The 21,054-nt window shown below is 66.6% G+C and carries 18 protein-coding genes, 1 tRNA gene, 1 pseudogene and 1 riboswitch; of the genes and pseudogenes, 9 read left to right on the top strand and 11 right to left on the bottom strand.

Going from position 1 to position 21,054, the window contains the following annotated elements:
- Window positions 1–154: 154 nt before the first annotated feature.
- Window positions 155–2,788, bottom strand: coding sequence for an excinuclease ABC subunit A (locus ACTHLF_RS18560; protein ID WP_440329297.1), 2,634 nt, complete (start codon window positions 2,786–2,788; stop codon window positions 155–157).
- Window positions 2,789–2,827: 39 nt separating this feature from the next.
- Entirely contained in the window at window positions 2,828–3,601 is a 774-nt protein-coding gene (locus ACTHLF_RS18555; protein WP_440329295.1) for an SDR family NAD(P)-dependent oxidoreductase, read from the bottom strand.
- Window positions 3,602–3,763: 162 nt separating this feature from the next.
- Here ACTHLF_RS18555 and ACTHLF_RS18550 point away from each other — a divergent pair, with 162 nt between their 5' ends.
- From ACTHLF_RS18550 to ACTHLF_RS18535, 4 genes are all read left to right on the top strand, one after another.
- The gene (locus tag ACTHLF_RS18550) at window positions 3,764–4,657 is read left to right on the top strand and encodes an AraC family transcriptional regulator N-terminal domain-containing protein (RefSeq protein ID WP_440329293.1); all 894 of its coding nucleotides are present in this window, start codon (window positions 3,764–3,766) and stop codon (window positions 4,655–4,657) included.
- Between the two features lie 48 nt (window positions 4,658–4,705).
- Window positions 4,706–5,863 (top strand): threonine aldolase family protein, encoded by a 1,158-nt coding sequence (locus ACTHLF_RS18545; RefSeq protein ID WP_440329291.1) that lies wholly within the window; start codon window positions 4,706–4,708, stop codon window positions 5,861–5,863.
- Between the two features lie 33 nt (window positions 5,864–5,896).
- Window positions 5,897–5,957: riboswitch (Fluoride riboswitch) on the top strand.
- A gap of 75 nt (window positions 5,958–6,032) precedes the next feature.
- Entirely contained in the window at window positions 6,033–6,407 is a 375-nt protein-coding gene (gene crcB, locus ACTHLF_RS18540; RefSeq protein ID WP_440329289.1) for a fluoride efflux transporter CrcB, read from the top strand.
- Between the two features lie 61 nt (window positions 6,408–6,468).
- Window positions 6,469–6,544 (top strand) — tRNA-Gly (locus ACTHLF_RS18535).
- A gap of 42 nt (window positions 6,545–6,586) precedes the next feature.
- Here the strand turns inward: ACTHLF_RS18535 and ACTHLF_RS18530 are convergent.
- The 3 genes from ACTHLF_RS18530 to ACTHLF_RS18520 all read right to left on the bottom strand — a co-directional run bounded on the left by ACTHLF_RS18530 (window position 6,587) and on the right by ACTHLF_RS18520 (window position 9,235).
- Window positions 6,587–7,843, bottom strand: coding sequence for a type II toxin-antitoxin system HipA family toxin (locus ACTHLF_RS18530; RefSeq protein ID WP_440329288.1), 1,257 nt, complete (start codon window positions 7,841–7,843; stop codon window positions 6,587–6,589).
- Window positions 7,840–8,202, bottom strand: coding sequence for a helix-turn-helix domain-containing protein (locus ACTHLF_RS18525; protein ID WP_440329286.1), 363 nt, complete (start codon window positions 8,200–8,202; stop codon window positions 7,840–7,842). The genes ACTHLF_RS18530 and ACTHLF_RS18525 overlap by 4 nt, the downstream gene beginning before the upstream one ends.
- Before the next feature lie 103 nt (window positions 8,203–8,305).
- Complete coding sequence (locus ACTHLF_RS18520; protein WP_440329285.1) at window positions 8,306–9,235, bottom strand: serine hydrolase domain-containing protein; 930 nt, start codon at window positions 9,233–9,235, stop codon at window positions 8,306–8,308.
- A gap of 169 nt (window positions 9,236–9,404) precedes the next feature.
- Here ACTHLF_RS18520 and ACTHLF_RS18515 point away from each other — a divergent pair, with 169 nt between their 5' ends.
- Complete coding sequence (locus tag ACTHLF_RS18515; RefSeq protein WP_440329283.1) at window positions 9,405–11,438, top strand: M13 family metallopeptidase; 2,034 nt, start codon at window positions 9,405–9,407, stop codon at window positions 11,436–11,438.
- 90 nt (window positions 11,439–11,528) lie between these two features.
- On the top strand, window positions 11,529–11,726 hold the full coding sequence (locus tag ACTHLF_RS18510; protein ID WP_440329281.1) for a hypothetical protein: 198 nt from the start codon (window positions 11,529–11,531) through the stop codon (window positions 11,724–11,726).
- An 18-nt stretch (window positions 11,727–11,744) separates the two neighbouring features.
- Here ACTHLF_RS18510 and ACTHLF_RS18505 read toward each other — a convergent pair whose 3' ends face one another.
- Window positions 11,745–12,005, bottom strand: a complete 261-nt coding sequence (locus tag ACTHLF_RS18505; protein ID WP_440329279.1) for a hypothetical protein — start codon at window positions 12,003–12,005, stop codon at window positions 11,745–11,747.
- Between the two features lie 220 nt (window positions 12,006–12,225).
- Here ACTHLF_RS18505 and ACTHLF_RS18500 point away from each other — a divergent pair, with 220 nt between their 5' ends.
- Complete coding sequence (locus ACTHLF_RS18500; protein WP_440329277.1) at window positions 12,226–12,879, top strand: response regulator; 654 nt, start codon at window positions 12,226–12,228, stop codon at window positions 12,877–12,879.
- A 78-nt stretch (window positions 12,880–12,957) separates the two neighbouring features.
- Here the strand turns inward: ACTHLF_RS18500 and rne are convergent, their stop codons facing one another.
- Window positions 12,958–16,269 (bottom strand): ribonuclease E, encoded by a 3,312-nt coding sequence (rne, locus tag ACTHLF_RS18495; RefSeq protein ID WP_440329275.1) that lies wholly within the window; start codon window positions 16,267–16,269, stop codon window positions 12,958–12,960.
- A gap of 349 nt (window positions 16,270–16,618) precedes the next feature.
- Between rne and ACTHLF_RS18490 the strand changes: the two genes are divergently transcribed.
- Window positions 16,619–17,566, top strand: a complete 948-nt coding sequence (locus tag ACTHLF_RS18490; protein WP_440329273.1) for an RluA family pseudouridine synthase — start codon at window positions 16,619–16,621, stop codon at window positions 17,564–17,566.
- A 190-nt stretch (window positions 17,567–17,756) separates the two neighbouring features.
- Here the strand turns inward: ACTHLF_RS18490 and ACTHLF_RS18485 are convergent.
- Both ACTHLF_RS18485 and ACTHLF_RS18480 read right to left on the bottom strand, forming a co-directional pair.
- Window positions 17,757–18,077: pseudogene (locus ACTHLF_RS18485) on the bottom strand (CPBP family glutamic-type intramembrane protease); the annotation flags it as partial.
- A gap of 988 nt (window positions 18,078–19,065) precedes the next feature.
- Complete coding sequence (locus ACTHLF_RS18480; RefSeq protein WP_440329271.1) at window positions 19,066–19,407, bottom strand: 4a-hydroxytetrahydrobiopterin dehydratase; 342 nt, start codon at window positions 19,405–19,407, stop codon at window positions 19,066–19,068.
- A 142-nt stretch (window positions 19,408–19,549) separates the two neighbouring features.
- Here ACTHLF_RS18480 and ACTHLF_RS18475 point away from each other — a divergent pair, with 142 nt between their 5' ends.
- A complete protein-coding gene (locus ACTHLF_RS18475; protein ID WP_440329269.1) occupies window positions 19,550–20,143 on the top strand; it encodes an NfuA family Fe-S biogenesis protein in 594 nt (197 codons plus the stop codon).
- Between the two features lie 178 nt (window positions 20,144–20,321).
- Here ACTHLF_RS18475 and ACTHLF_RS18470 read toward each other — a convergent pair whose 3' ends face one another.
- On the bottom strand, window positions 20,322–20,675 hold the full coding sequence (locus tag ACTHLF_RS18470; RefSeq protein WP_440329267.1) for a c-type cytochrome: 354 nt from the start codon (window positions 20,673–20,675) through the stop codon (window positions 20,322–20,324).
- 14 nt (window positions 20,676–20,689) lie between these two features.
- Window positions 20,690–21,025: a c-type cytochrome gene (locus ACTHLF_RS18465; RefSeq protein ID WP_440329265.1), complete on the bottom strand. Its 336-nt coding sequence runs from the start codon at window positions 21,023–21,025 to the stop codon at window positions 20,690–20,692.
- Window positions 21,026–21,054: the final 29 nt, after the last annotated feature.

The raw sequence follows: 21,054 nt of genomic DNA, 5'->3' as shown, positions 1-21,054 counted from the left end.
CGGCCCGCCGGGGGGGGGGGCGCCCCACCCCCCCTATCCTTGCGTTTGTCTCGTGGTGGGGGGGGGGCGGGGCGGGGCGTGGTTCGCCCCCCCCCAAACCCCCCCCCCCCCCCCCCCCCGCTCCCACAGGCAAGGTGCGCGGGTACCGTGGCCGCTACGGGCCGAGGACCCGCGCCAGGTACGGTGCGGTCACGCTGCCCGCCACCTTGGCGACATCCCGGGGCGGCCCGCTCGCAACGATCTCGCCGCCCTGGGTACCGGCGCCGGGGCCGACATCGATTACCCAGTCGCTTCCCGCGACGACACGCATTTCGTGTTCGATGACGATGACGCTGTTTCCCGCCTCGACCAGTCCCTGCAGCTGTGCGACCAGCTTGTCGACGTCGGAGGGATGTAGCCCCGTGGTCGGCTCGTCGAGCACGTAGAGCGTGGCGCCGCGCTGCGGACGCTGCAGTTCCGTAGCCAGCTTGATCCGCTGGGCCTCGCCACCCGACAGCTCGGTGGCGGGCTGCCCGAGCCGGAGATAGCCCAGGCCGATATCACGCAGGAGCTGCAGCGGCTTCAGGATCGCTGGCTCGGTGGCGAAGAACGCGCAGGCATCATCGACCGTGAGGCGCAGCACCTCGGCGATATTCTTCCCGTTCCACTGCACCTTGAGTGTCTGCTCGTTGTACCGCGCACCATGGCAGGTCGGGCAGGGCGCATACACGCTCGGCATGAAGAGCAGTTCGACGCTGACGAAGCCTTCGCCCTCGCAGGTATCGCAGCGGCCCTTCGGCAGGTTGAACGAAAAACGCCCCGCGTCAAACCGCTTCGATCGCGCCATCTTCGTCGCGGCGAAGAGTTTCCTTACGTGGTCGAAGAGCCCGGTATACGTGGCGAGATTCGAGCGCGGCGTCCGGCCGATCGGCTTCTGGTCGACCTGCACGAGGCGCTTGATGCCTTCCGCACCGGCGTGGAGGCGCCCGCCCGTACGGACGATGACACTGGGGCCCGGCTCGTCGGTCTCCTCCGGTGCGGCCGCGACATCCTGGCCGAGATGCTCGCCGAGCAGTTCGACAAGCGCCTGGCTCACCAGGCTGGACTTGCCGGAGCCCGACACACCGGTGATGGCGGTGAACACGCCCAGCGGGAAATCCACGTCGAGGCGGTGCAGGTTGTTGCGCGTGATGCCGCGAAGTTGCAGCCAGCCGACCGGTTTGCGCGGCTGGCGCGCGGGTACGCGATCCTTGCCGAACAGATAACGCGCCGTGTGCGAAGCCGCGACGCCCTTCAAGCCCGCGGGCGGTCCGCTATAGAGCACTTCACCACCGCGTTCACCCGCATCGGGCCCGACATCGACCAGCCAGTCGGCGCGCCGCATCATGTCGAGATCGTGCTCGACCACGAAGATCGAATTACCTGCCTGCTTGAGTTGCAGCAACGCCGACATCAGCGCTTCGCCATCGGCAGGGTGCAGGCCGGCGGAAGGCTCGTCCAGCACATACACCACGCCAAACAGGTTCGAACGAATCTGCGTGGCCAGGCGCAGCCGTTGCAGCTCGCCGGGCGAAAGCGTAGGGCTGGCGCGATCCATCGAGAGGTAACCGAGGCCCAGGTCACGCAAAGTCCCAAGGCGCGCAAGCAGGTCCTGCGCGATGCGCTGGGCCGCGATCCGCTTCTCCTCGGAGAGGTTGGGTGTGCGCCGTACATCGGATGAACCTTCATGCGACAGGCCGCCTTCGGCCACCCGGCGCTCCAGGTCCTTCTTGCCCTCGGCACGGCTGCGGGTGCGCGAAACCGGCGTGGCGTCGAAGCGGCCTTCCGCCACAGGCTGCAGCACCTCTGCCATCTGGTCGAACGACAACGCCGAAAGCGCACCGATATCGAGACCAGCAAACGTGACCGACAGGGCAGCCTTCTTCAGCCGCTTTCCATCGCATACGGGGCACACGCTGCCGATCATGTAACGCGACACGCGCTTCTTCATCAGCGCGCTTTGCGTCGTCGCGAACGTGTGCAGCACGTAGCGCCGGGCACCCATGTAGGTGCCCATGTAGCTCGGCTCGGTCTTGCGCTTCAGTGCGGCTCGCGTTTCCGCCGGTGAGAAGCCCGCATAGACCGGTGCGACCGGCTGTTCCTCGGTGAACAGGATCCACTCGCGCTGCTTCTTCGGCAGGTCACGCCATGGGATGTCCACGTCGTAGCCCAGCGTGACCAGGATGTCGCGGAGGTTCTGCCCGTGCCAGGCCGGCGGCCACGACGCGATGGCGCGCTCGCGGATCGTCAGTGACGGGTCGGGCACCATGGAGGCTTCGGTCACTTCATAGACGTGGCCGAGCCCATGGCAGTGCGGGCAGGCGCCTTGCGGCGTATTGGGCGAGAAATCCTCGGCGAACAGCATGGGCTGGTTCGCCGGGTAGTTGCCGGCGCGCGAGTAAAGCATCCGGACCATGCTCGACAGCGTGGTGACGCTGCCGACCGATGACCGTGCGCCCGGCGTCCCGCGCTGCTGCTGCAGCGCGACCGCCGGTGGCAGGGCGTCGATGTCATCGACGTCGGGCACGCCGACCTGGTCGATCAGGCGGCGGGCGTACGGCGCGACGGATTCGAGATATCGGCGCTGTGCTTCCGCGTAGAGCGTGCCGAAAGCCAGCGACGACTTGCCGGATCCGGAGATCCCGGAAAAGACGACCAGCGCATCGCGCGGGAGGTCGACGTCGACGTTCTTGAGGTTGTGTTCGCGTGCCCCGCGGACCTTGACGTGGTGGTCCGGGATGGTCCGGCGGTTCGGCCTGGATGGTTTCATGGGCCGATTATCGCCGCTCGGGCCATCGTCGGCTCGTGACTAGAGCATCATGCCGCCGGAAACCTCGATGCGCTGGCCGTTCACCCAGCGGTTTTCCTCGGCGAGGAGGCTCGCGATCATGGGGCCGATATCGTCGGGTACGCCGACGCGTCCCAGGGCCGTGAACTCAGCCACGCGCTTGTTCACCTCGGGGTTGTCGCGCACCATGCCGCCGCTGAAATCGGTGGCGATGGCGCCCGGAGCCACCGTGTTCGCGGTGATGCCACGCGCGGCGAACTCCTTGGCGAAGTAGCGCGTGAGCACCTCGATCGCGCCCTTCATCGCCGCGTACGGCGCGCTACCGGGCATGGCGAAGCGGGTGAGGCCGCTGGACAGGTTGATGATGCGGCCACCGTCGTTGATCAAGGGCAGCAGCTTCTGGGTGAGGAAGAACACGCCCTTGAAGTGCACGTTGTACAGCGCATCCACCTGCGCTTCCGTCGTCTCGGCGATGGGCGTGTGGTGCGAGGTGCCCGCGTTGTTCACGAGGTAGTCGAAGCGCTCGGCGCCGAGGCTGGCGAGGGCCTGGCGCACCTGGCCGACGAAGCCGTCGAACGCGGCGGCGTCACCGGTATCGAGCTGGATGGCCACCGCCTTCGCGCCCTCTGCCGCGACCGCGTCGGCGGCGGCGCGCGCCTCTGCCTCGTTCGAGTGGTACGTGAAGATGCTGCCCACGCCACGGCGGGCAAGATTGACGATGGTGTTGCGGCCAAGGCCGCGGCTGCCGCCGGTCACGATGGCGATCCGGCGGGTGGTGTCCTGGGAAGCGGTCATGCGAGGTAACTCCGGTGGGGAAGGGGGTGACGGAAAAGGTAGGGCCTGGCGTGGCGGGGCCGAATGCCGGAAGGCAGCCGCTTCTTGCCTGATCCTGCCTGCACCCCCATCAAGGCAGCGTAGGCTGGGTACGATGCCAGCCGTTCTTCGTGGAGGCCGCCCATGCACCCGTCCCTCATCGACCTCGTCCGGCGCTATACCGAGTCGCATCCCGGCGATAACCCGTGGATGACCGCCATCGACAACGTCGGCATCCTCCGCTCGGACCTCCCGAAGCGGCCCGGTGCGCTGCTGTTCCAGCCCTCGCTGTGCGTGGTGGCGCAAGGTAGCAAGCAAAGCGTGTTCGGCCACCGCCGGTATGAGTACGGCCCGGGCCAGGCGCTCGTGGTGAGCGTGGAGATGCCCGCCTTCAGCCGCGTCGTGGCGGCCAGCCCGGACGAGCCATTCCTTGGGGTCGTCATCGGCCTCGATCGCAAGCTGATGAGCGAAGTGCTGGATAGCCTGGCCACGCCGGTGAAGGTATCGGCGCAGGTGCCGCGTGGCGTGTTCGTCACCGATTACGATGGCCCGCTGGCCGACTGCGTGATCCGCCTGATGCGCCTGCTCGAGACGCCGGACGCCATTCCGCACGTGGCCCCACTGGTGATGCGCGAGATCGCTTACTGGCTGTTGAGCGGGCCCCACGCGGCGGATGTGGCAAAGGTGGCACTGGCCGATGGCCGCACCCATCGCGTCCTCAGCGCGGTGCATGCGCTGCGCGCGAACTTTGCGGAAGCCATGCGCATCGACGAACTCGCGGCCATCGCGCAGCTGAGCCCGTCTGCCTTCCATCGCCAGTTCAAAGCGCTCACTTCGATGACGCCCGTGCAGTTCCAGAAGCAGCTGCGCCTGCTCGAGGCGCGGCACCTGCTCGTCTCTGGCACGGCGAACGCTGAGACCGCCGCGTTTCGCGTGGGCTACGAGAGCGCCTCGCAGTTCAGTCGCGAATACGCGCGCATGTTCGGCGCGCCGCCGCGCCGCGATGCCGAAGCGCTGCGTGGGGCGTTGCCGGAGTAGTGGGTTCCGTGTGACGCTCCGCGCACCACAGCGAAGGGAAGGGCGTCCATGGTCAGTCGTCGTGAGTTCCTCCAGGCGGTGCCGCTAGGCGCCCTTTCGCTGGCCGCGGGGGCCGCGCCACTGGCCCTTGCCGCGGCTCCCGCCCCGGCCGCCGAGAAGCCGATACCTGTCGAAAAGGTCGTCGCCCTGGTCGGCGATGACATCCCGACGCGCTCCATCTATCTTCCGCACCGGCTAGAGGAGGCGATCGCGGGCGATACCGAGGTCGGCGATATCTACCTGCACGAGGGATCGGTCGGAAAGCTGGAGAAGCGTTTCGCCGAACTGCTCGGCAAGGAGGATGCGGCGTTCATGCCGACGGGCACCATGGCCAACCAGATCGCCGTGCGCATCCTGTGCGGCGATCGCCGCCACCTGCTGCTGCAGAAGGAGAGCCATGTCTACCGCGATGAGGAAGATGCGACGCCGGTGCTGAGCGGGATCAACCCGGTGCCGATCGAAGGCGGTACCGGGGAGGCGCTCGTCGCGTCGGTCGAGGCGGCATATCAGCAGCGCTCGGAAGACCCTTACCCCCTGGAGATCGGTGCCATTTCGCTGGAGAGCCCTGTGCGTCGGTTGGATGGTTCGACCGTCGCGCTCGATTCGATCCTGCGCATTGCGGATATCGCGAAGAAGAACGGCACCGGCATGCATCTGGACGGCGCGCGGCTGCTCTTGATGTCAGGCATGGAAGGGTTCGATCCGAAGCGTTACGCGGCGCCGTTCGATACCGTGTATGTCTCGCTCTACAAGTACCTCGGCGCACCGTTCGGTGCGATCCTCGCGGGCGATAAGGCCCGCATCGATCGCGCGCGGCACGTGCGCCACATCTTCGGCGGCACGTTGTTCCGCGGCTTCCCGGCGGCCGTGCTCGCGCTACAGCGTCTCGAGGGATTTAGTGAGCGCTTTGCCCGCGTGCGCACCGCTGGTGACGCGTTGTTGACGAAGCTGGCCGGCATGCCGGGCATCCGCATCGAGCGCGTGGAGCGCGCGAGCAACATCGCTATCGCGGTGCTCGAGCCGAAGATTGCCGAGGGGCTGCGCGAGCGCGCGCGCCACGCGGATATCCTCGTCGGGAAGCCGGATGACGGCCGCCTGCATCTCGCATTCAACGAGACCCTGCTGCGCAAACCGGTCGACGCGATCGCCCGCGTGTTCGCTAGCTGATGCTTGCACGCGCGCGCACCGGCCTTTAGGCTCGTGCGTGATGGGAATGGGGCTTCCCGATAACCGCCGTCTGGCTGATAGCTCCTGCCGTAGTGGCCGCGACGCGGTGCCACGGCAGGCGTTTGCCTGTCCCACGAGCGTCGCCCTTTCTCAATGACGCGAGGTTTTCGTGGGTTATCTCCTGGTATTCATCGGTGGCGGCCTGGGCTCCATGGCCCGTTATGGCATCAGCGTGTTCGGCATGCGCCTGCTCGGGCAGGGCTTTCCGTGGCCCACGCTGCTCATCAACATCGTCGGCTCGGCGCTGATGGGGCTGCTTACCGGCTGGCTCGCGGCCCAGGGCACGTCGCCCCAGTCGCTGCGCCTGTTCGTCGCCACGGGCATCCTCGGCGGCTTCACCACCTTCTCGACCTTCTCGCTGGAAACGGTGCTGCTCTATGAGCGCGGCCAGCTGGGCCTGGCCGTGGCCTACGTGGCGGCCTCGGTCGGCGTGGGCGTGGGCGCCCTGGTCCTCGCCATGAAGCTCGCCCGCGGCATGGGGTGAGCGGGATGGGGGAGGGGGCTTGCGAATCTCCTCCCGATCCCTATAATGGCCGGCTCACGACGCGGGAATAGCTCAGTTGGTAGAGCACGACCTTGCCAAGGTCGGGGTCGCGAGTTCGAGTCTCGTTTCCCGCTCCAGTTTTCTGCAAAACCCCGGCCTTGCGCCGGGGTTTTGTTTTTTCACGGCGCCCGAAATTCCGCATGAGCCGAGAAGGCTCCCGCAGTCAGTTCGATATCGGCGTTGCTGATGCGCATTCGTCGCGCGACCTCCCGCCAGTCGTCGACCGCGTTCACGACCTCGTCCAGGGTCTGCCGGGCTTCCGCTTCGGAAAGGCCATAGAACACCGCAGTGTTCAGTACCGTCTCGAGACTCGGGCGGTTGTCAGCGTCGTCCAGGTTCAAGACGTGTTCTGCCTTGTCGATGTTTGGATTGACGTCGAAGGCGGGTGCCAGTCGCCAACCGGTTTCGCCCAGTACGAAACCGTGGTTGCGCAGATGGTCGTCCCGATTACCGACCGCCACGTTGAAGGCAACGCGGCGGAATAACTGAGCAAGATCTGCATCCGCGTTGGCGGCATCGCCCTGGGCGCGAAGGAACTGAGCAAGTTCAAGATAGCTCGTGCCTTCGCTCTGGTCCCTGCGCAGCAGCGTCATGGCGGATGCATAGAATCGCCGTTTGCCTTCGATGCGATCGAAGCGTTGCACGCAGAAGGTATGAAAGTCGTTGTTCAGTCGGATCAGCCTGGCGGGAGGAACATCGATGCCAGCTTTCCGGGCCAGCGTATGCACCACATATTCCCAAGCCCCGATGTCCCGGTCGTCGTCCCGTGCGGGAAACTTGCCGATCCAGAGTGAGCCGTCGGTTTCCGTGAAGTTGGCTTTTGGACGAGCGCCGCCGAGGGAGGCGCCGGGGGCTACGAGGACCACGAGCCATTTCCGCAACGCGTCCAGATCATCGATCCGGCGGTTGCTGAGCTGGTACGCCACGGCTTCAAGCTCGCGCAACGTAGTGACGGGTGGTGCTGCCATCTTGTCGCTACCGAGGAAGACTTCCGTTCCCGCAAGGCGAAATCGCAGTGCACCCTGGCGAGTGAAGTCCTGCACGCCGATCAGGAAGTCCCATGCGTAGAGTGTGCGCGGCACCCGCTGTTCGTCCTTGGCTTGTAGGGCCTCGCGGCGTTTCATAAGCGTTTGGCCCCATCGATCGGGCGAGGAGTCCAGGAAGATCCCGAAATTTCCAAGCTCCGGTTTCGGAAAGAAGGGGTGCTCGTCGAGCGACAGATCGGGGTCGAGTGCGAACGCGCGTGGGTCGCCGAGCCACGCGCGGTCGTAGTGAAAGCGGATCTGGCCGCGATCATGGGCCAGCGTGCCGACACGACAGGCGGGGCCGAGATCACCGTCGAGCCAGACTTCCAGCGCTTTATCTGGGGGACTCATGACTTGCCTTCCGTATCGGAAGGCATGCGCGTCGGCCTCGCGATGTGCTTGCCCGCACGACCGGCACGCGTTGGCGTCATAGCCAGATCCTGCAGCTTGCGTCCCACCTTGTCATCGGCAGCCAGCGTCTCGAGGTCGTTCTCGAGCCCGAGCACGGCGAGTACCCGGACATAGGAACCCAGCGTGGCCCCGGGATCGCCGCCTTCCACCTTGTATAGCGTCGTTCGCGAGATACCGGCGCGTTGCGCTACGACGGCGTTGCTTAGCTTCCGCCGGAGTCTGGCGAGGCGCAGCCGCTCTCCCAGCGCGGAGAGAAGGCGCTGTTCTTGCGGAAAAACGACTGGCGGCTTTCTTGGCATGTTCGCTATTATAGACATAATGTGGCTATGTGTCCAATATAGCTTAAAATTTCCTTGCCTTGGTGGGTGAATGAACCTCCCAGTTGCGCTTTTTGGGGGGGGGCTACCCGCTGGCGACGATCAGGTTGGCCTCTTTGCGCAGGATGCCAACGAACGCGTTACGCGCATCGCGCACTTCTTCGGGACGGTCGTTGTTCGTCAGGATGACGATGACGGTGTCCTGATCCGGCAGGACGGTGAGGTTGCTTGCGAAGCCCTCCCATCGCCCATCCTGCGAGACGCGTGCGTCACCCATCACGTCACGCCATGCTTCCTTCGGGACCACCTTGCCCGCCTGCAGGGCACGAGCCCATAGCAGCAGGTCGCCGGTCGTCGAATAGGTACCATGGAGGCCTTTGCTGTCGCATCCTGTCGTGTCGTCCATCGGCTTCAGCGAGCCATTCCTTGTCATGCGCATCCCATGCGCGCGTTGGGCATCATCGTCCGCGCCACTCGTCGCGGTGCGTATCCAGCTGTGCCGCATGTCCAATGGCTCGAAGAACTGCTCGCGCACGAAATCGGCATAGCTCTGTCCCGCGATGCTCGCGACAAGGCCGCGCAGCTGCCTCTCGCTCGCACCATCCGGAATCCCCGAGGTGCGGGTCAGCAGCTGACGGATCGTCACGGTGGGGTCGGGAAAACCTGGCGGGTATTTGCTCACCGCGTCATCGAGTGCGAGCTGGTGCCGCTCGGCAAGCCGCAACACCGCAGCAACCGTGAACTGTTCGCCGATCGCGCCGATGTCGAAAGCCGACCCTGGTAGCAGGCGCGACCTGCGATCAGCGGATGCCTTGCCGACGGTCCCGTCGTAGACGACATCGCCCGAACGCGCGACCAGGTAGGAGCCGTTGCAGGCAAGGGCGGCGGCGCACTGGCGCACGTAAAGCGCGATGTCGGCGCTGGCCCGGCCCTCCGCGGCCACGGCCGATGTGAATAGCGCGGCGCACAGGCAGGCGCCAAGGCAGCCCAGGCGAGCGTAGCGGGTCCGTTCCATGCTTACCTCCGCAGACCATCGTCATTGAGTGAGCGGAGTGTCCGTCCCGCGCCCCGCGAAGTGGCGCGATTTCCGATGAATGCGGGAATGACCGGGATGGAAGGCGATTCCCGGCCCCTGGGCATGCCGGGCTATGCTGATACGCGAGGCATTCAGGATGGGAGCATCGATGAGCGAGAGCGACATGACCAGGCACGGCCTGGCGCGCAGCCTGGCCTTTGCGGCCGCGCTTCTTTGCGTGGCCGGGCCCACCTCGGCACAGCAGGCCGCGACGGGCCGATTCGGATTCGACGAGGCCGGCATGGATCGCACGGTCAGGCCTGGCGATGATTTCTACGCCTACGCGAACGGTACCTGGGCGAAAAAGACGCCCATCGCGCCGGATCGGTCGACGGTCTCGCTGTTCACCCGCATGGCCGACGAAAACACGGCGCGGGTGCGCGAGATCCTGGAAGCGGCGAGACGCGACCCATCGAGCCGGATGGGCGCCGCGTATGCGAGCTACCTCGATCACGAGCGCGTCGAGCAACGCGGCATGGCACCCATCAAGCCCTGGCTCGATCGCGTGCACGCCATCCACGACCTCGCCAGCTACCGGGCGCTGCTGCCGCAGGCATTGCGGCTGGGCATTGGCCTGCCCATAGCCGTCGATGTACAGCCCGATGATGGCAATCCCGAGGTCTATACGGCGATCGTTTCGCAGGCGGGCCTGGGCATGCCGGATCGCTCGTATTACCTCGACGATGCTGCGCCCATGCGCGAAACGCGCACGAAGTACCTCGCATGGCTGGCCCACATGCTTGCCCAGGCCGATGGCAAGACCGGCACGGAGAAGCGTGCCGACGCTGTCATGGCATTCGAAACGGCCATCGCGAAGGCCAGCTGGACACCGCTGCAGAACCGCGATGCGACGCGTACGTATAACCCGGTGAACCTCGGCGCGCTGCAGGCGGCGTCGCCGAATCTCGGCTTCGACCGGCTGCTTGGCGCACCGGCGGATGCCTCCACGCGCATCGTCGTGATGCAGCCGGACGCCGTTGCCGCCATCGACCGGCTCGTGGCGACCACGCCCGTTCCCGTGCTTCGCGACGCGCTGCTAGTGGCATCGCTCCATGCATACGCCGACCTCTTGCCCGATGACGTCGCCGACGCGGACTTCGCTTTCCATGGCAAGGTGCTCGAGGGCAGCGAACAGCGTGAGCCGCGCGAACAACGGGCTGCACAGTTCGCCGTGGATGCGGTGCCCGACGATGTGAGCAAGGCCTATGTCGCGCGCTGGTTCACGCCTGAAACGAAGGCGGCGGCGCTCGCGATGGTGCGCAACATCATCGCGGCCATGGATCGCCGTCTCGATAAGCTGGACTGGATGGCGCCGGCGACGAAGCAGCGCGCGCACGCCAAGCTGCGCAACTTCAGTCCGCGCATCGGCTACCCCGATCGCTGGCACGACTACGGCACGCTGGCCATGCGCGCGGATGACCTGCTCGGTAACGCCATGCGGGCCCGCGAATGGAAGCATGCGTGGGATCTCGGCCGCGTCGGCAAGCCCGTCGATCGTTGGGAGTGGACGACGACGCCCATGACGGTCGATGCGTTCGCCAACTATCCGACCGTGGCCATCACGTTCCCGGCGGCCATCCTGCAACGGCCGTTCTTTGATCCCCATGCCGATGCGGCCGTGAACTATGGTGGTATCGGTGCGGTGATCGGCCACGAGCTCAGCCATCAGTTCGACGACCAGGGCGCGAAGTACGACGAACACGGGCGGTTGGCCACCTGGTGGACGCCCGCCGACGTGGCGGCGTTCAAGGAGCGGACCGGGGCGCTGGTGCGGCAGTTCGACCAGTACGAGCCGTTGCCCGGCACGCACGTGAATGGAGGCCTGACCCTCGGCGAGAATATCGCGGACCTCGCCGGCCTCACCGTCGCCTACGACGCCTACAAGGCTTCACCGGAAGGGCAGCGCGCGGTCGTCATCGACGGATTCAGCGGCGACCAGCGCTTCTTCCTGGGCTGGGCCCAGTTGTGGCGCTACCGTTACCGTGACGCGGACCTGCGCCGCCGGCTGCTGACCAACGGCCACGCTCCCGGGACGCAACGCGTGTGGACCATGCGCAACCTGGACAGCTGGAACACGGCCTGGCGGGTTAACCCTGACATGCGTTTATACCTGCCGCCAGGGCAGCGCGTACGCATCTGGTGAGGCACGCGAAGGCGGTCTCGCCGCCAGCTTCACATCGCACGAATGTGCGCTTGGCGAGGCTGGTGTCCACCGATGCTGGGGAGATCGCTCATGGCCACGGCGCAAACGAGCAACCACGCGAGCACGATCGGCGCCATGGCCGCCGGTAAGCTGCTGGCGAAGGCCACGGGCGGGCGCTTGTGGCCGACCCTGCTGATCCTGGCTGGCATCGTGCTGGTGCGTCGCTATATCGATGCCCAGGCCTCGAAGAAGGCGCACGCGAAAGCGTTGCTCGATGCACCGGACTGAGAAGCGTCTCAGGGGCGCTTAATGAAGAAGCGAATTCGTGCGGCGTCGTGGCGAGCTGCGCACGGGTTTCGTGTGCGTGATCAATAAAGGCGTCACGATCGCCAGCCATCCTTCCGTAAAGGCACGCAGATCCGTGGCGAGATGGCTTGGCGCGGGGCGTGCCATGGCCTGGCATAGCGCGAGCGTCAACACCCGGGGCTCGGGATGGGCCGAGATGGCGGCTTCCAATGCGATCTCCAGCGCGGCGAGCTTGCCGAGCAGATAGGTACGATCATCCATGATGCTTCCTTGGCCTACACACTTTCGCGTCGGACGATGACACGAAGACCGGGCACTGTCACCTCACCTGGGACGGCGAAAGCCGCTACAGCGCCGTTTGTCCGTGCCTGATGATATGGCTGCGCTGGTTGTCACGCCTGCACATCTGGCATTGTATGCGTTCGCAGGCCGCGCGCAGTGGGCGCGCAAAGAAGTAAAGTCGGCCCAGGGAGGGCAATGAATGATTAGTGTTGTTTTGGTCGACGACCATGAACTGGTCAGGACCGGCTTCCGGATGATCCTGCAGCAGCAGGCTGACCTCCGGATCAGGGGTGAGGCCGGGACCGCGGAGGAGGGACTGCGCCTCATCCGTGCGCAGTCACCGGATATCGCCCTCGTCGATGTGCACATGCCGGGCATGAGTGGCGTGGAGCTCACCGAGCGCGTTATCCGTGCCAAGTTACGCACCAATATCGTCATCCTCACCGTGGTGGATGACGCGCGGTTTCCCAAGCGGCTGCTAGACGCTGGCGCGCTGGGATACCTCACGAAGGGTTGTTCCGCGGACGAACTGCTGACGGCCGTGCGTTCCGTCGCCGGCGGGCGGCGTTACCTTGCCCCGACGGTGGCCCAGCAGCTGGCGCTGGCGACGCTTGATGGCTCCGATTCGCCATTCGATTCGCTATCCACCCGTGAGATGGAGGTATCGATGATGCTGGTGCGCGGCATGCCGCTCACTTCCATCGGCGAGCGGCTGAACCTCAGCCCGAAGACCGTCTCCACCTACAAGCAGCGCCTGATGGAGAAGCTGCACGTGGACCACGTGGTAGGCCTTGCCCACCTTATGACCGTCCACGGCCTGCTCGATACGCACAACCACCAGGTCGGCAGCTAGGCCGCCAGTCCGCTCCGGGGAATTCGATGCCATGAACGCAACGGGGAGGCACCTGGCCTCCCCGTCGCTTCGTCGTGCTTAGTGCTGGCCGTCGTGCGGCTCGTGGCGAGGCCGCGTCAGCAGGTCGCCCTGGGTCGGCGGCGTCCAGCCCGGCTGTTCCGTGGGGGCAGCCGGGGCGTGGGACACGTGCGAGACGTTGGACGCCTCCGGCGACTTCGGCGTGACCGGTTCAGCCGGGGCCGCTACCGCGGCGGGTGCAGGGGTCGGGGCCGGAGCGGGCGTCGGCACGGGAACCGGAGCCGGTGCCGGATTCGGCGCCTCCGCAACCGGGGCCGGAGCGGCGACGGGCTTCACGGCTTCGGCTGCTTTTGCAGCTTCCTCAGCGTCCACCACCGGCGCAGCCGCGGCGTCTTCCGGGGCGATGCCGTCGTCCTTCGGTGCTTCGACCGGCTTAACCGGCTCAGCCACCGGAGCAGCGGGCTCGACCACGGGAGCGGCTTCGGCCTTCACGGGCTCGACCGCAGGCGTGGCGGGCACGTCGTCGATGGGCAGGCCACGCGCCGGCGCGTCGAGCACCGATTCACCCGCGGCAGCGGCCGGGACCGGCGTATGCGAAGGGGCGGCCGGAGCCGTCTTCAGCGGCGCATCCGATTCCGTCTGGCGGCGCTCGCTGGTGCGGACCTCGACCGAGTCGGCCGGGCTGACGGGTTCATGCGACGGCTGTGCCTGGGCGGCCGGTGCAGCCGTGCCCGGGATGGGTGGCAGCTTGGGCAGCGAGGGCAGGGTAAGTGCCGACGGCACGTGCTCGTCATCGCCCGGCTCGGACGGCCGGGTGGCCTCCGTGCGCGGCGCCTCGAGCTTGATGGCGTTCTCGGCGGCCTCCGGCGTATCGAGCACCGGCGGCACGCTGGCGCTGTCGCGACCGGTGCCGGCCTCGTCGTCACCCTCGTCATCGTCCATGTCGGCATCGGCGCCGCCCTCGAGCGCGCCTGCCTGGGCGCCATCTTCCTGGCGACGGCGGCGACGGCCGCCACGACGGCCGCGGCGGCGGCGCTGGCCGCCTTCACCGGCCTCGCGGTTGGCTTCAGCCTGGGCACCATCGGCGCCTTCGGCCTTGACGGACTCATCTGCCGCGACCGGCAGCTCGGCGACCGGTGCGGTCAGCAGCGTTTCGTCGGCGACAGGGGCGACGGCCGGTGCTGCCGGCTTTTCTGCCTGCGCGCGCTGCGGCTGTGCCTGTGCGGCGGCCTTTTCGACCTTCTCGACCTTCTCACCCTGCGGCTGGCGCTCACCGCGCGGCTGTTGCTGGCGGCGGTTCTCGTTGGCCTGGGCCTTCTCCGGCTGGTCCTGGCGACCCTGGCGGCCACCCTTCTCCTGCTGGCTGTCCTTCTGGCGGTTCTTCTCTTCGCCCTGGCGCTGCTGGCCCTTTTCCTGCTTCTGCTTGGGCTGCTGCTGCTGGCCCTGGCGGGCCTGGCCTTCGGCCTTGTCCTTGCGGTTCTGGCCCTGGCGCTGCTCGCCCTTGCCACGACCCTCGCCACGGCCTTCGCCGCGGCGATCGTCACGGCGGTTGCGGTCGTTGCGGTCGTTGCGATCGTTACGGCCGCCCGAGCGCGACTCCTCGCGGCGCGAGGTGGGGGCGGGCGCGGGTGCTGCCGGCTCCGGCTTGGCGCCGCCACCGAACAGGCCGCTGAACAGGCGCGAGAAGAATCCGCCGGTGGGTGCGGCAGGAGCGGCCGGGCGGGTCGCCTGGACCGGCGCGGCGGCCGTTTCCGGCTCGTCGTCACGGATGGGTGCGGGCGAGGAGGGGACCACGCCGGTCACCAGCGGCTGCTCGCCGCTGCCCAGCATCTGGCCCATCTTCGGCAGGGCCGTCGCGACCACTGGGGTGGTGCGCTCGTAGCTCGGCTTGCTGTGCTCGCCCATGTCCGCCTCGCGGATACGGGTGATCTCGAGGTGCGGGGTTTCCAGCTTGTCGTCCGCGACGACCACGACGTGGACGTTATGGCGCAGCTCGATCTCGACGATGCTGGCGCGCTTTTCGTTGAGCATGAAGTTGGCGACCGACGGCGGGGCCTGCACCAGGACCTGCCCGGTGTTTTCCTTCATCGCGTGCTCTTCGATAAGCCGCAGGGTCGACAGGCCCAGCGACTCGACGCTGCGGATGTGGCCGTGGCCTTCACAACGCGGGCAGACGTTCTGGGTGGCTTCGCCCAGGCTCGGGCGCAGGCGCTGGCGCGACATTTCGAGCAGGCCGAAGCGGCTGATGCGGCCGATCTGGACGCGGGCGCGGTCGGCCTTGAGGGCGTCCTTCAGGCGCTCTTCCACCTCGCGCTGGTGGCGCGGGCTGTCCATGTCGATGAAGTCGATGACGATGAGGCCGCCGGCGTCGCGGATGCGCAGCTGGCGGGCGATCTCGGTGGCGGCTTCAAGGTTGGTATTGAATGCCGTCTCTTCGATATCGCTGCCCTTGGTGGCCTTCGACGAGTTGATGTCGATGGCGGTCAGGGCTTCGGTCTGGTCGATGACGATGGAACCGCCCGAGGGGAGGCGGACATTGCGTTCGAAGATGGACTCGATCTGGGTCTCGATCTGGTAGCGCGAGAACAGCGGGGTCGGGTCCTGGTACAGCTTGAGCTTGCGCAGGTTGTTCGGCATGACCTGCTGGACGAAGTCGCGCGCGTCCTTGAACAACGATTCCTCGTCGACCAGGATCTCGCCGATGTCGTTACGCAGGTAATCGCGCAGGGCGCGGATGAACAGCTTCGATTCCTGGTAGATCAGGAACGGCGCCTTCTGCGACGTCGCGGCGGCCGAAATCGACTTCCACAACTGGAGCAGGTAATCCAGGTCCCACTGGAGTTCTTCGGCGTCGCGGCCCATGCCGGCGGTACGCACGATCAGGCCCATCTCATCGGGCACCGAGAGGTGCTCCATCGCTTCCTTGAGGGCCTGGCGGTCTTCGCCCTCGATGCGACGCGACACACCACCCGCACGCGGGTTGTTCGGCATCAGCACCATGTAACGGCCGGCAAGGCTGATGAACGTGGTGAGGGCCGCGCCCTTGTTACCGCGTTCTTCCTTCTCGACCTGGACGATGATCTCCTGGCCTTCCTTCAGGAGCTCGCGGATATTCGATTTACCTTCCGCGTTCGGATTGAAGTAATCGCGGGAGATTTCCTTCAGCGGCAGGAAGCCGTGGCGTTCGGCGCCGTAATCGACGAAGCAGGCTTCGAGGGAGGGTTCGACGCGGGTGATGCGGCCTTTGTAGATATTGGCCTTTTTCTGTTCCCGGGACGGGATTTCGATGTCGAGATCGTAAAGGTTCTGGCCGTCGACGATGGCCACGCGCAACTCTTCGCGCTGAGTCGCGTTGATCAACATACGCTTCATTGTAGATTCCTCGGCCTTGCCGCGCGGCCGCGCGCCGCGGTGGCGCCCATGTGGCGGCCTGCCGGGGATCGCGCCGCAGCGGTAAGGCTTTAAGCGGCATGGTTTCCGGGGCCGATACCTGGCCTCGGCGTGATTCGTGAATAAGCGCCTTGCAGCCATCCCGTTTCTTACAGATAACCGGACAACTGCAACCCGAACCATTACGATATGGGGTGTCTTCCACCTCCCGACCCCTCGGACGGGATAGCGTGACACTCGCCTTACGCGACGGAACCGGCACCCCGCGAGAGATAAGTCTTCAGCGGAGCCTGACGCTCGCCGAGTATCCTATCAATTTCGAGTTTTATCAATGCAGACGGCAACTTCCCTCGACGGCGGCCAAGGTGTACGGCTGGTCGAAATCGGCCCCGAGAGGGACGGGCAGCGTGTGGATAACGCGCTTATGACCCTGTGCAAAGGGGTGCCGAAGAGCCTGGTCTACCGCATCCTGAGAACGGGCCAGGTTCGCATTAACGGCAAGCGGGCCAAACCGGATACCCGGCTGGCCGCCGGCGACATGCTGCGGATCCCGCCGATCCGGGTTGCCGAAAGGGAAGAGGGTGTCGCGCCGAGCGGCATGGTCAAGGCCGTCACGGACTCGATCATCTTTGAAGACAAGCACTTCCTGGTCATCGACAAGCCGGTCGGCATTGCAGCCCACGGTGGCAGCGGGGTCAGCCATGGGGCGATCGAGCTGCTCCGCGCCGCCCGCCCCAATGAGCACCTTGAGCTGGTCCATCGCCTCGACCGGGATACCAGTGGCGTCCTGGTGTTTTCGAAGAGCCGGGCCGGCCTTACCGGGCTCCAGGCGCTCATCCGCGACAACCAGGTGGTGAAGCAGTACCTCTGCCTGATGACCGGCACCCCCCGCAAGGCGAAGTTGGACGTGAACGCGCCGCTGCTGAAGTCGGTCATGCACGGCGGTGAACGGATGGTCCGGGTCGATGACGCGGGCAAGCCGTCGCTCACCTTCTTCCAGGAAGTGGAGCAGTACCCGGGCAGCCGCCTGATGCGGGCGACCCTCGGTACCGGCCGTACCCACCAGATCCGCGTCCACGCCCAGTACATCGGCCACCCGCTCGCCGGCGACCCCAAGTACGGCGACCCCGAGGCCAACAAGCGCATGCGCGCCAAGGGCCTGAAGCGGATGTTCCTCCACGCGGCCCGGATGAGCTTCGACCTCGACGGCAAGAACTACGACTTTTCGGCGCCGTTGCCCGACGATCTGAAGACGTTCCTGGACAATCTGCGCAGTTGACAGCCCGCGGGCGGTAGGAGCCCACCGGGGGGGCGACGCCGTTCGTATCGACCAAACAGGCCCCGAAGGCCCTCGCGAAAGAGGTCCCCCCCAGGGTGGGCTCCCACGACAGGAACCGCGCGCTGACTTCCAGCGAGCGCAGCACCCCGCCGGCCATGCAGGCCTGCATGATCACCGCCGCGGCCGCGTGGGCGACGGCCACCGGCAGCAATGACCGGTGATGCAGGTACCACCACGCCCAGCCCAGTTCGGCGACGAAGCACAGTTGCATCAGCAGGCCGTTGGGCGTGTGGAGCAGGGCGAAGGACAGCGCCGCCAGCAGCACGGCGACCGGACGCGGCAAAGCCCGGGCCAGCAGGGCGGCCACCACGGCTAGCATCAGCCACTGCTGGAAGAACGCCCAGCCTACATAGAGCAGGATGCGGCCGGTCGGCGGCCACACCGGCGCATGGCCGGCCACCGCGGCGATGCCGATGGCCACGGGGATCGCCAGCAAGGGCCACCCGGCCATGTGCCATCCTCGCGTCCAGTGCCAGCGGGGCACGGCTCGAATCCAGGTAAGGAAGACGGCGTAAGCCACACCGCCCGCGAACATTGATACGGCCTGCGCCGCGGGGGCATGGATGGTCAGGCCCAGGCTGGCGATGAACCAGACGGGTCCGGCCAGGACAAGGGCCGCGTTCGCCAGATCGCCCGCCGGGGTGGTTGACGCCCGGCGCCGGGTGACAAGGGCGCCCGCGCCCAACAGCAGCCCATAGAGACACGGGATGGCCCAGCGGGCTGGCGTCGGCCAGGGCGTGGCGGTCACGGCGTCGCCAAACGTGACAAGTGGGTTGCCCGCACGCTGGCGGTCGCGCCAGCGCAAAAGACCTTCGGCGGTCATGTCGTGGGGAAGGGCAACTCCGGCTTCGGGCGGTCGACCATCGGCCTGGGCAAGGCTCGCGTCACGCAGGATCAGGGTCGCCCCGGGCGGGAGCACAAAGGCCAGCCGGAGCATCGCAGCCCGTTCAGGGGGAGGAGCCGGCCTCCCCGCGGGATCATGCCAGGCGAGTTGATCCAGCCTGATGGGGTTCGCCAGCTCCGGGATGCTGGCACGGACGAGCGGCGCAGCGAGGGTCGGGCGCACCACGACGCTGAAGTCGCCGTCGTGGGCGATCGCGTCCAGGCGAAGGAGGTTGAGCCGCCGGAGGTCGGCCTGGCGGCTGAGTGGAAACCCGATCTCGCCGCGACCCGTTCGGTAGGGCGAGACCATCAGGCCGCTATCATCCGCCGCCGCCTTCGCATCACCGAAGACCTTCCCGGCGACGATGTCGTCCGGACCGCGGAAACGCCACGACCAGGGCGATGCCCCGCTGGCGTAGGCGGCACGGTCTGCCGCGCCATCCGCTTCCATCGCCGCGCGCACCACGGAGGCGGCCAGCAGCGGCAGAAGGAAAAACGCGCCCACGGCCAGGGCGGCCATGGCCAGCCCAGGCACGCGATAGTGGCGCGGTGGCACGTCAGCGATCGAGCAGGGCCTCGACGCGTGCGGCGCAGATGAAATCGTTCAGCGACAGGCCGCCCACATCGTGGGTGGACCAGAGGATGTGGCAATGGCCGTAACCCGCTTCCAGGTCAGGGTGGTGGTCTTCCTGGTTGGCCATGAAGCCCACCGCATTGATGAAGCCCAGGGTGTGGTGGAAGTCCTTGAACGGGAAGTCCTTCACGATCGCCTTGCCGTCCTCGCTCACTTTCCAGCCCGGCAGGTCCTTCAGGTAACCGTCGATGGCGGCGCTGTCCAGCGCATGTTCGGCGCCCTTGCGCGGCTGGCAGTGCTGGGTGGCGAGCGGTGAAAGCGACATGGCGGGGTGTCCATCCGGGGAAAGGTGCGAAGCGTCGATGGTCGCGGTTGAATTGTCAAAAGGGCGCGCCCAGATCGAAACCGTACTAAAATGGTCTTGTTTCCCAGCGATCCCCGCGCCGGGCAGGTATTCCGGAGTCACCATGATCGATATCACGGAACGCGCCCAGGCGCATTTCCAGCGGCTGATCGCCCAGCAGGGCGAAGATGGGCTTGGCGTACGCCTGCGCGTCGTCGCGGCCGGCACCCCTTCGGCCCAGTGCGAACTGGAGTTCTGCGCCCCGGGCGAACTCACCGGCGATGAATGGACCATCGAATGCCAGGGCTTCAACCTGTATGTCGACGGCGAGAGCATGCCCTGGCTCGATCCGGCGAACATCGACTACGAGATGACCCCCACGGGAAGCCAGCTCAACATTCGCGCCCCGCGGATCAAGGGCGAGGCCCCGGGTGAGGGCGCAGGCGTGGTCGAGCGGGTGAAGTACGTGCTCGAGACTGAAATCGCCCCCGGCATCGCCTCGCATGGCGGCCGCATTTCGCTGGTCGAGGTCACTGCCGAGGGCGTCGTCGTGCTGCGCTTCGGCGGCGGCTGCCACGGCTGTGGCATGGTCGACGTGACCCTGAAGAACGGCGTCGAGAAGACCCTGCGCGAGCGCGTGCCCGAAGTGACCGAGGTGCGCGACGTCACCGACCACGCCACCGGCGAGAAGCCTTACTTCGAACGCAAGGCGGGCTAGCCGCTGCTTGCGTTCCCCTCGTAGGAGCCCACCCTGTGGGCGACGCCGTTCGCGATAGGGCAACAGGGCCTGTAGCGTCGCCGCGAAAGATGTCGCCCACAGGGTGGGCTCCTGCGACGGCCACAAAAAAGCCCGCGTGAGCGGGCTTATTTGCGCGTGAGCGTAGCGACAGGGTGGCTTAGTCGCCCTGCACGTGGTGCTCGAGCCCGCTCAGCTTGGTCGGCATCGTATGGAAATACGCGGAGATATCCTCGATGTCCTGGTCGGACAGCGTGGCCGCGAAGCCCTTCATGACCAGGTTATCGCGCTTGCCATTCTTGTACTCGTGCAGCGCCTGGGCGAGGTAGTCGGCGTACTGGCCGGCAAGCCGCGGGTACTGCGGGTCGACCGAGTTGCCATCCTTGCCGTGGCAGGCCACGCAGGTGGCGATCTTCTTGCCGCCCGCAGCGGGGTCGCCAGAGGCAAGCGTGGCGGTAGCGGTCAGCGCCAGCGCGGCGCCGATGAGTGTCAGGGTGAACCCACGGATCATCATGCGTCCTCGGCGGCTTACTGGGCGAGACTGGAAAGGTAGGCGGCGATGTCGGCGATGTCCTTGTCCGACAGGCTAGCGGCCTGGGCACCCATGGAGGGATGCGTGCGGCCCGTGCCAGGCGCCTTGAAGCCCTTCTGGTAGTCCTTCAGCGCGTTGACGATGTACTGCTCGTTCTGGCCGGCGATGTGCGGCACGTGGTACGAGGGGTAGACGTTGGAGTAACCGGGTACGCCGTGACAACCCTGGCAGGTGTACACGAGCTGGCGTCCCCTCGTTTTATCCCCTTCTGCGTGCGCGGCGTTGGCGCACATGGCTACAGCGATCAGACCGTACAGATACAGACGCTTCATCAATGGTTCCCTGGGTACCGGGCGGGGCC

The organism is Luteibacter sp., from assembly GCF_051958795.1.
Taxonomy (GTDB): Bacteria; Pseudomonadota; Gammaproteobacteria; order Xanthomonadales; family Rhodanobacteraceae; genus Luteibacter.
The sequence above is the reverse complement of the archived record's forward strand: the minus strand, read 5'-3'. Positions and strand labels throughout refer to the sequence as shown.

Bases quoted from the DNA above. Each gene is read 5' to 3' on its own strand.
- ACTHLF_RS18560 (WP_440329297.1), bottom strand. From the start codon at position 2,788: ATGAAACCATCCAGGCCGAACCGCCGGACCATCCCGGACCACCACGTC.
- ACTHLF_RS18555 (WP_440329295.1), bottom strand. From the start codon at position 3,601: ATGACCGCTTCCCAGGACACCACCCGCCGGATCGCCATCGTGACCGGC.
- ACTHLF_RS18550 (WP_440329293.1), top strand. From the start codon at position 3,764: ATGCACCCGTCCCTCATCGACCTCGTCCGGCGCTATACCGAGTCGCAT.
- ACTHLF_RS18545 (WP_440329291.1), top strand. From the start codon at position 4,706: ATGGTCAGTCGTCGTGAGTTCCTCCAGGCGGTGCCGCTAGGCGCCCTT.
- ACTHLF_RS18530 (WP_440329288.1), bottom strand. From the start codon at position 7,843: ATGAGTCCCCCAGATAAAGCGCTGGAAGTCTGGCTCGACGGTGATCTC.
- ACTHLF_RS18525 (WP_440329286.1), bottom strand. From the start codon at position 8,202: ATGCCAAGAAAGCCGCCAGTCGTTTTTCCGCAAGAACAGCGCCTTCTC.
- ACTHLF_RS18520 (WP_440329285.1), bottom strand. From the start codon at position 9,235: ATGGAACGGACCCGCTACGCTCGCCTGGGCTGCCTTGGCGCCTGCCTG.
- ACTHLF_RS18515 (WP_440329283.1), top strand. From the start codon at position 9,405: ATGAGCGAGAGCGACATGACCAGGCACGGCCTGGCGCGCAGCCTGGCC.
- ACTHLF_RS18510 (WP_440329281.1), top strand. From the start codon at position 11,529: ATGGCCACGGCGCAAACGAGCAACCACGCGAGCACGATCGGCGCCATG.
- ACTHLF_RS18505 (WP_440329279.1), bottom strand. From the start codon at position 12,005: ATGGATGATCGTACCTATCTGCTCGGCAAGCTCGCCGCGCTGGAGATC.
- ACTHLF_RS18500 (WP_440329277.1), top strand. From the start codon at position 12,226: ATGATTAGTGTTGTTTTGGTCGACGACCATGAACTGGTCAGGACCGGC.
- rne (WP_440329275.1), bottom strand. From the start codon at position 16,269: ATGAAGCGTATGTTGATCAACGCGACTCAGCGCGAAGAGTTGCGCGTG.
- ACTHLF_RS18490 (WP_440329273.1), top strand. From the start codon at position 16,619: ATGCAGACGGCAACTTCCCTCGACGGCGGCCAAGGTGTACGGCTGGTC.
- ACTHLF_RS18480 (WP_440329271.1), bottom strand. From the start codon at position 19,407: ATGTCGCTTTCACCGCTCGCCACCCAGCACTGCCAGCCGCGCAAGGGC.
- ACTHLF_RS18475 (WP_440329269.1), top strand. From the start codon at position 19,550: ATGATCGATATCACGGAACGCGCCCAGGCGCATTTCCAGCGGCTGATC.
- ACTHLF_RS18470 (WP_440329267.1), bottom strand. From the start codon at position 20,675: ATGATGATCCGTGGGTTCACCCTGACACTCATCGGCGCCGCGCTGGCG.
- ACTHLF_RS18465 (WP_440329265.1), bottom strand. From the start codon at position 21,025: ATGAAGCGTCTGTATCTGTACGGTCTGATCGCTGTAGCCATGTGCGCC.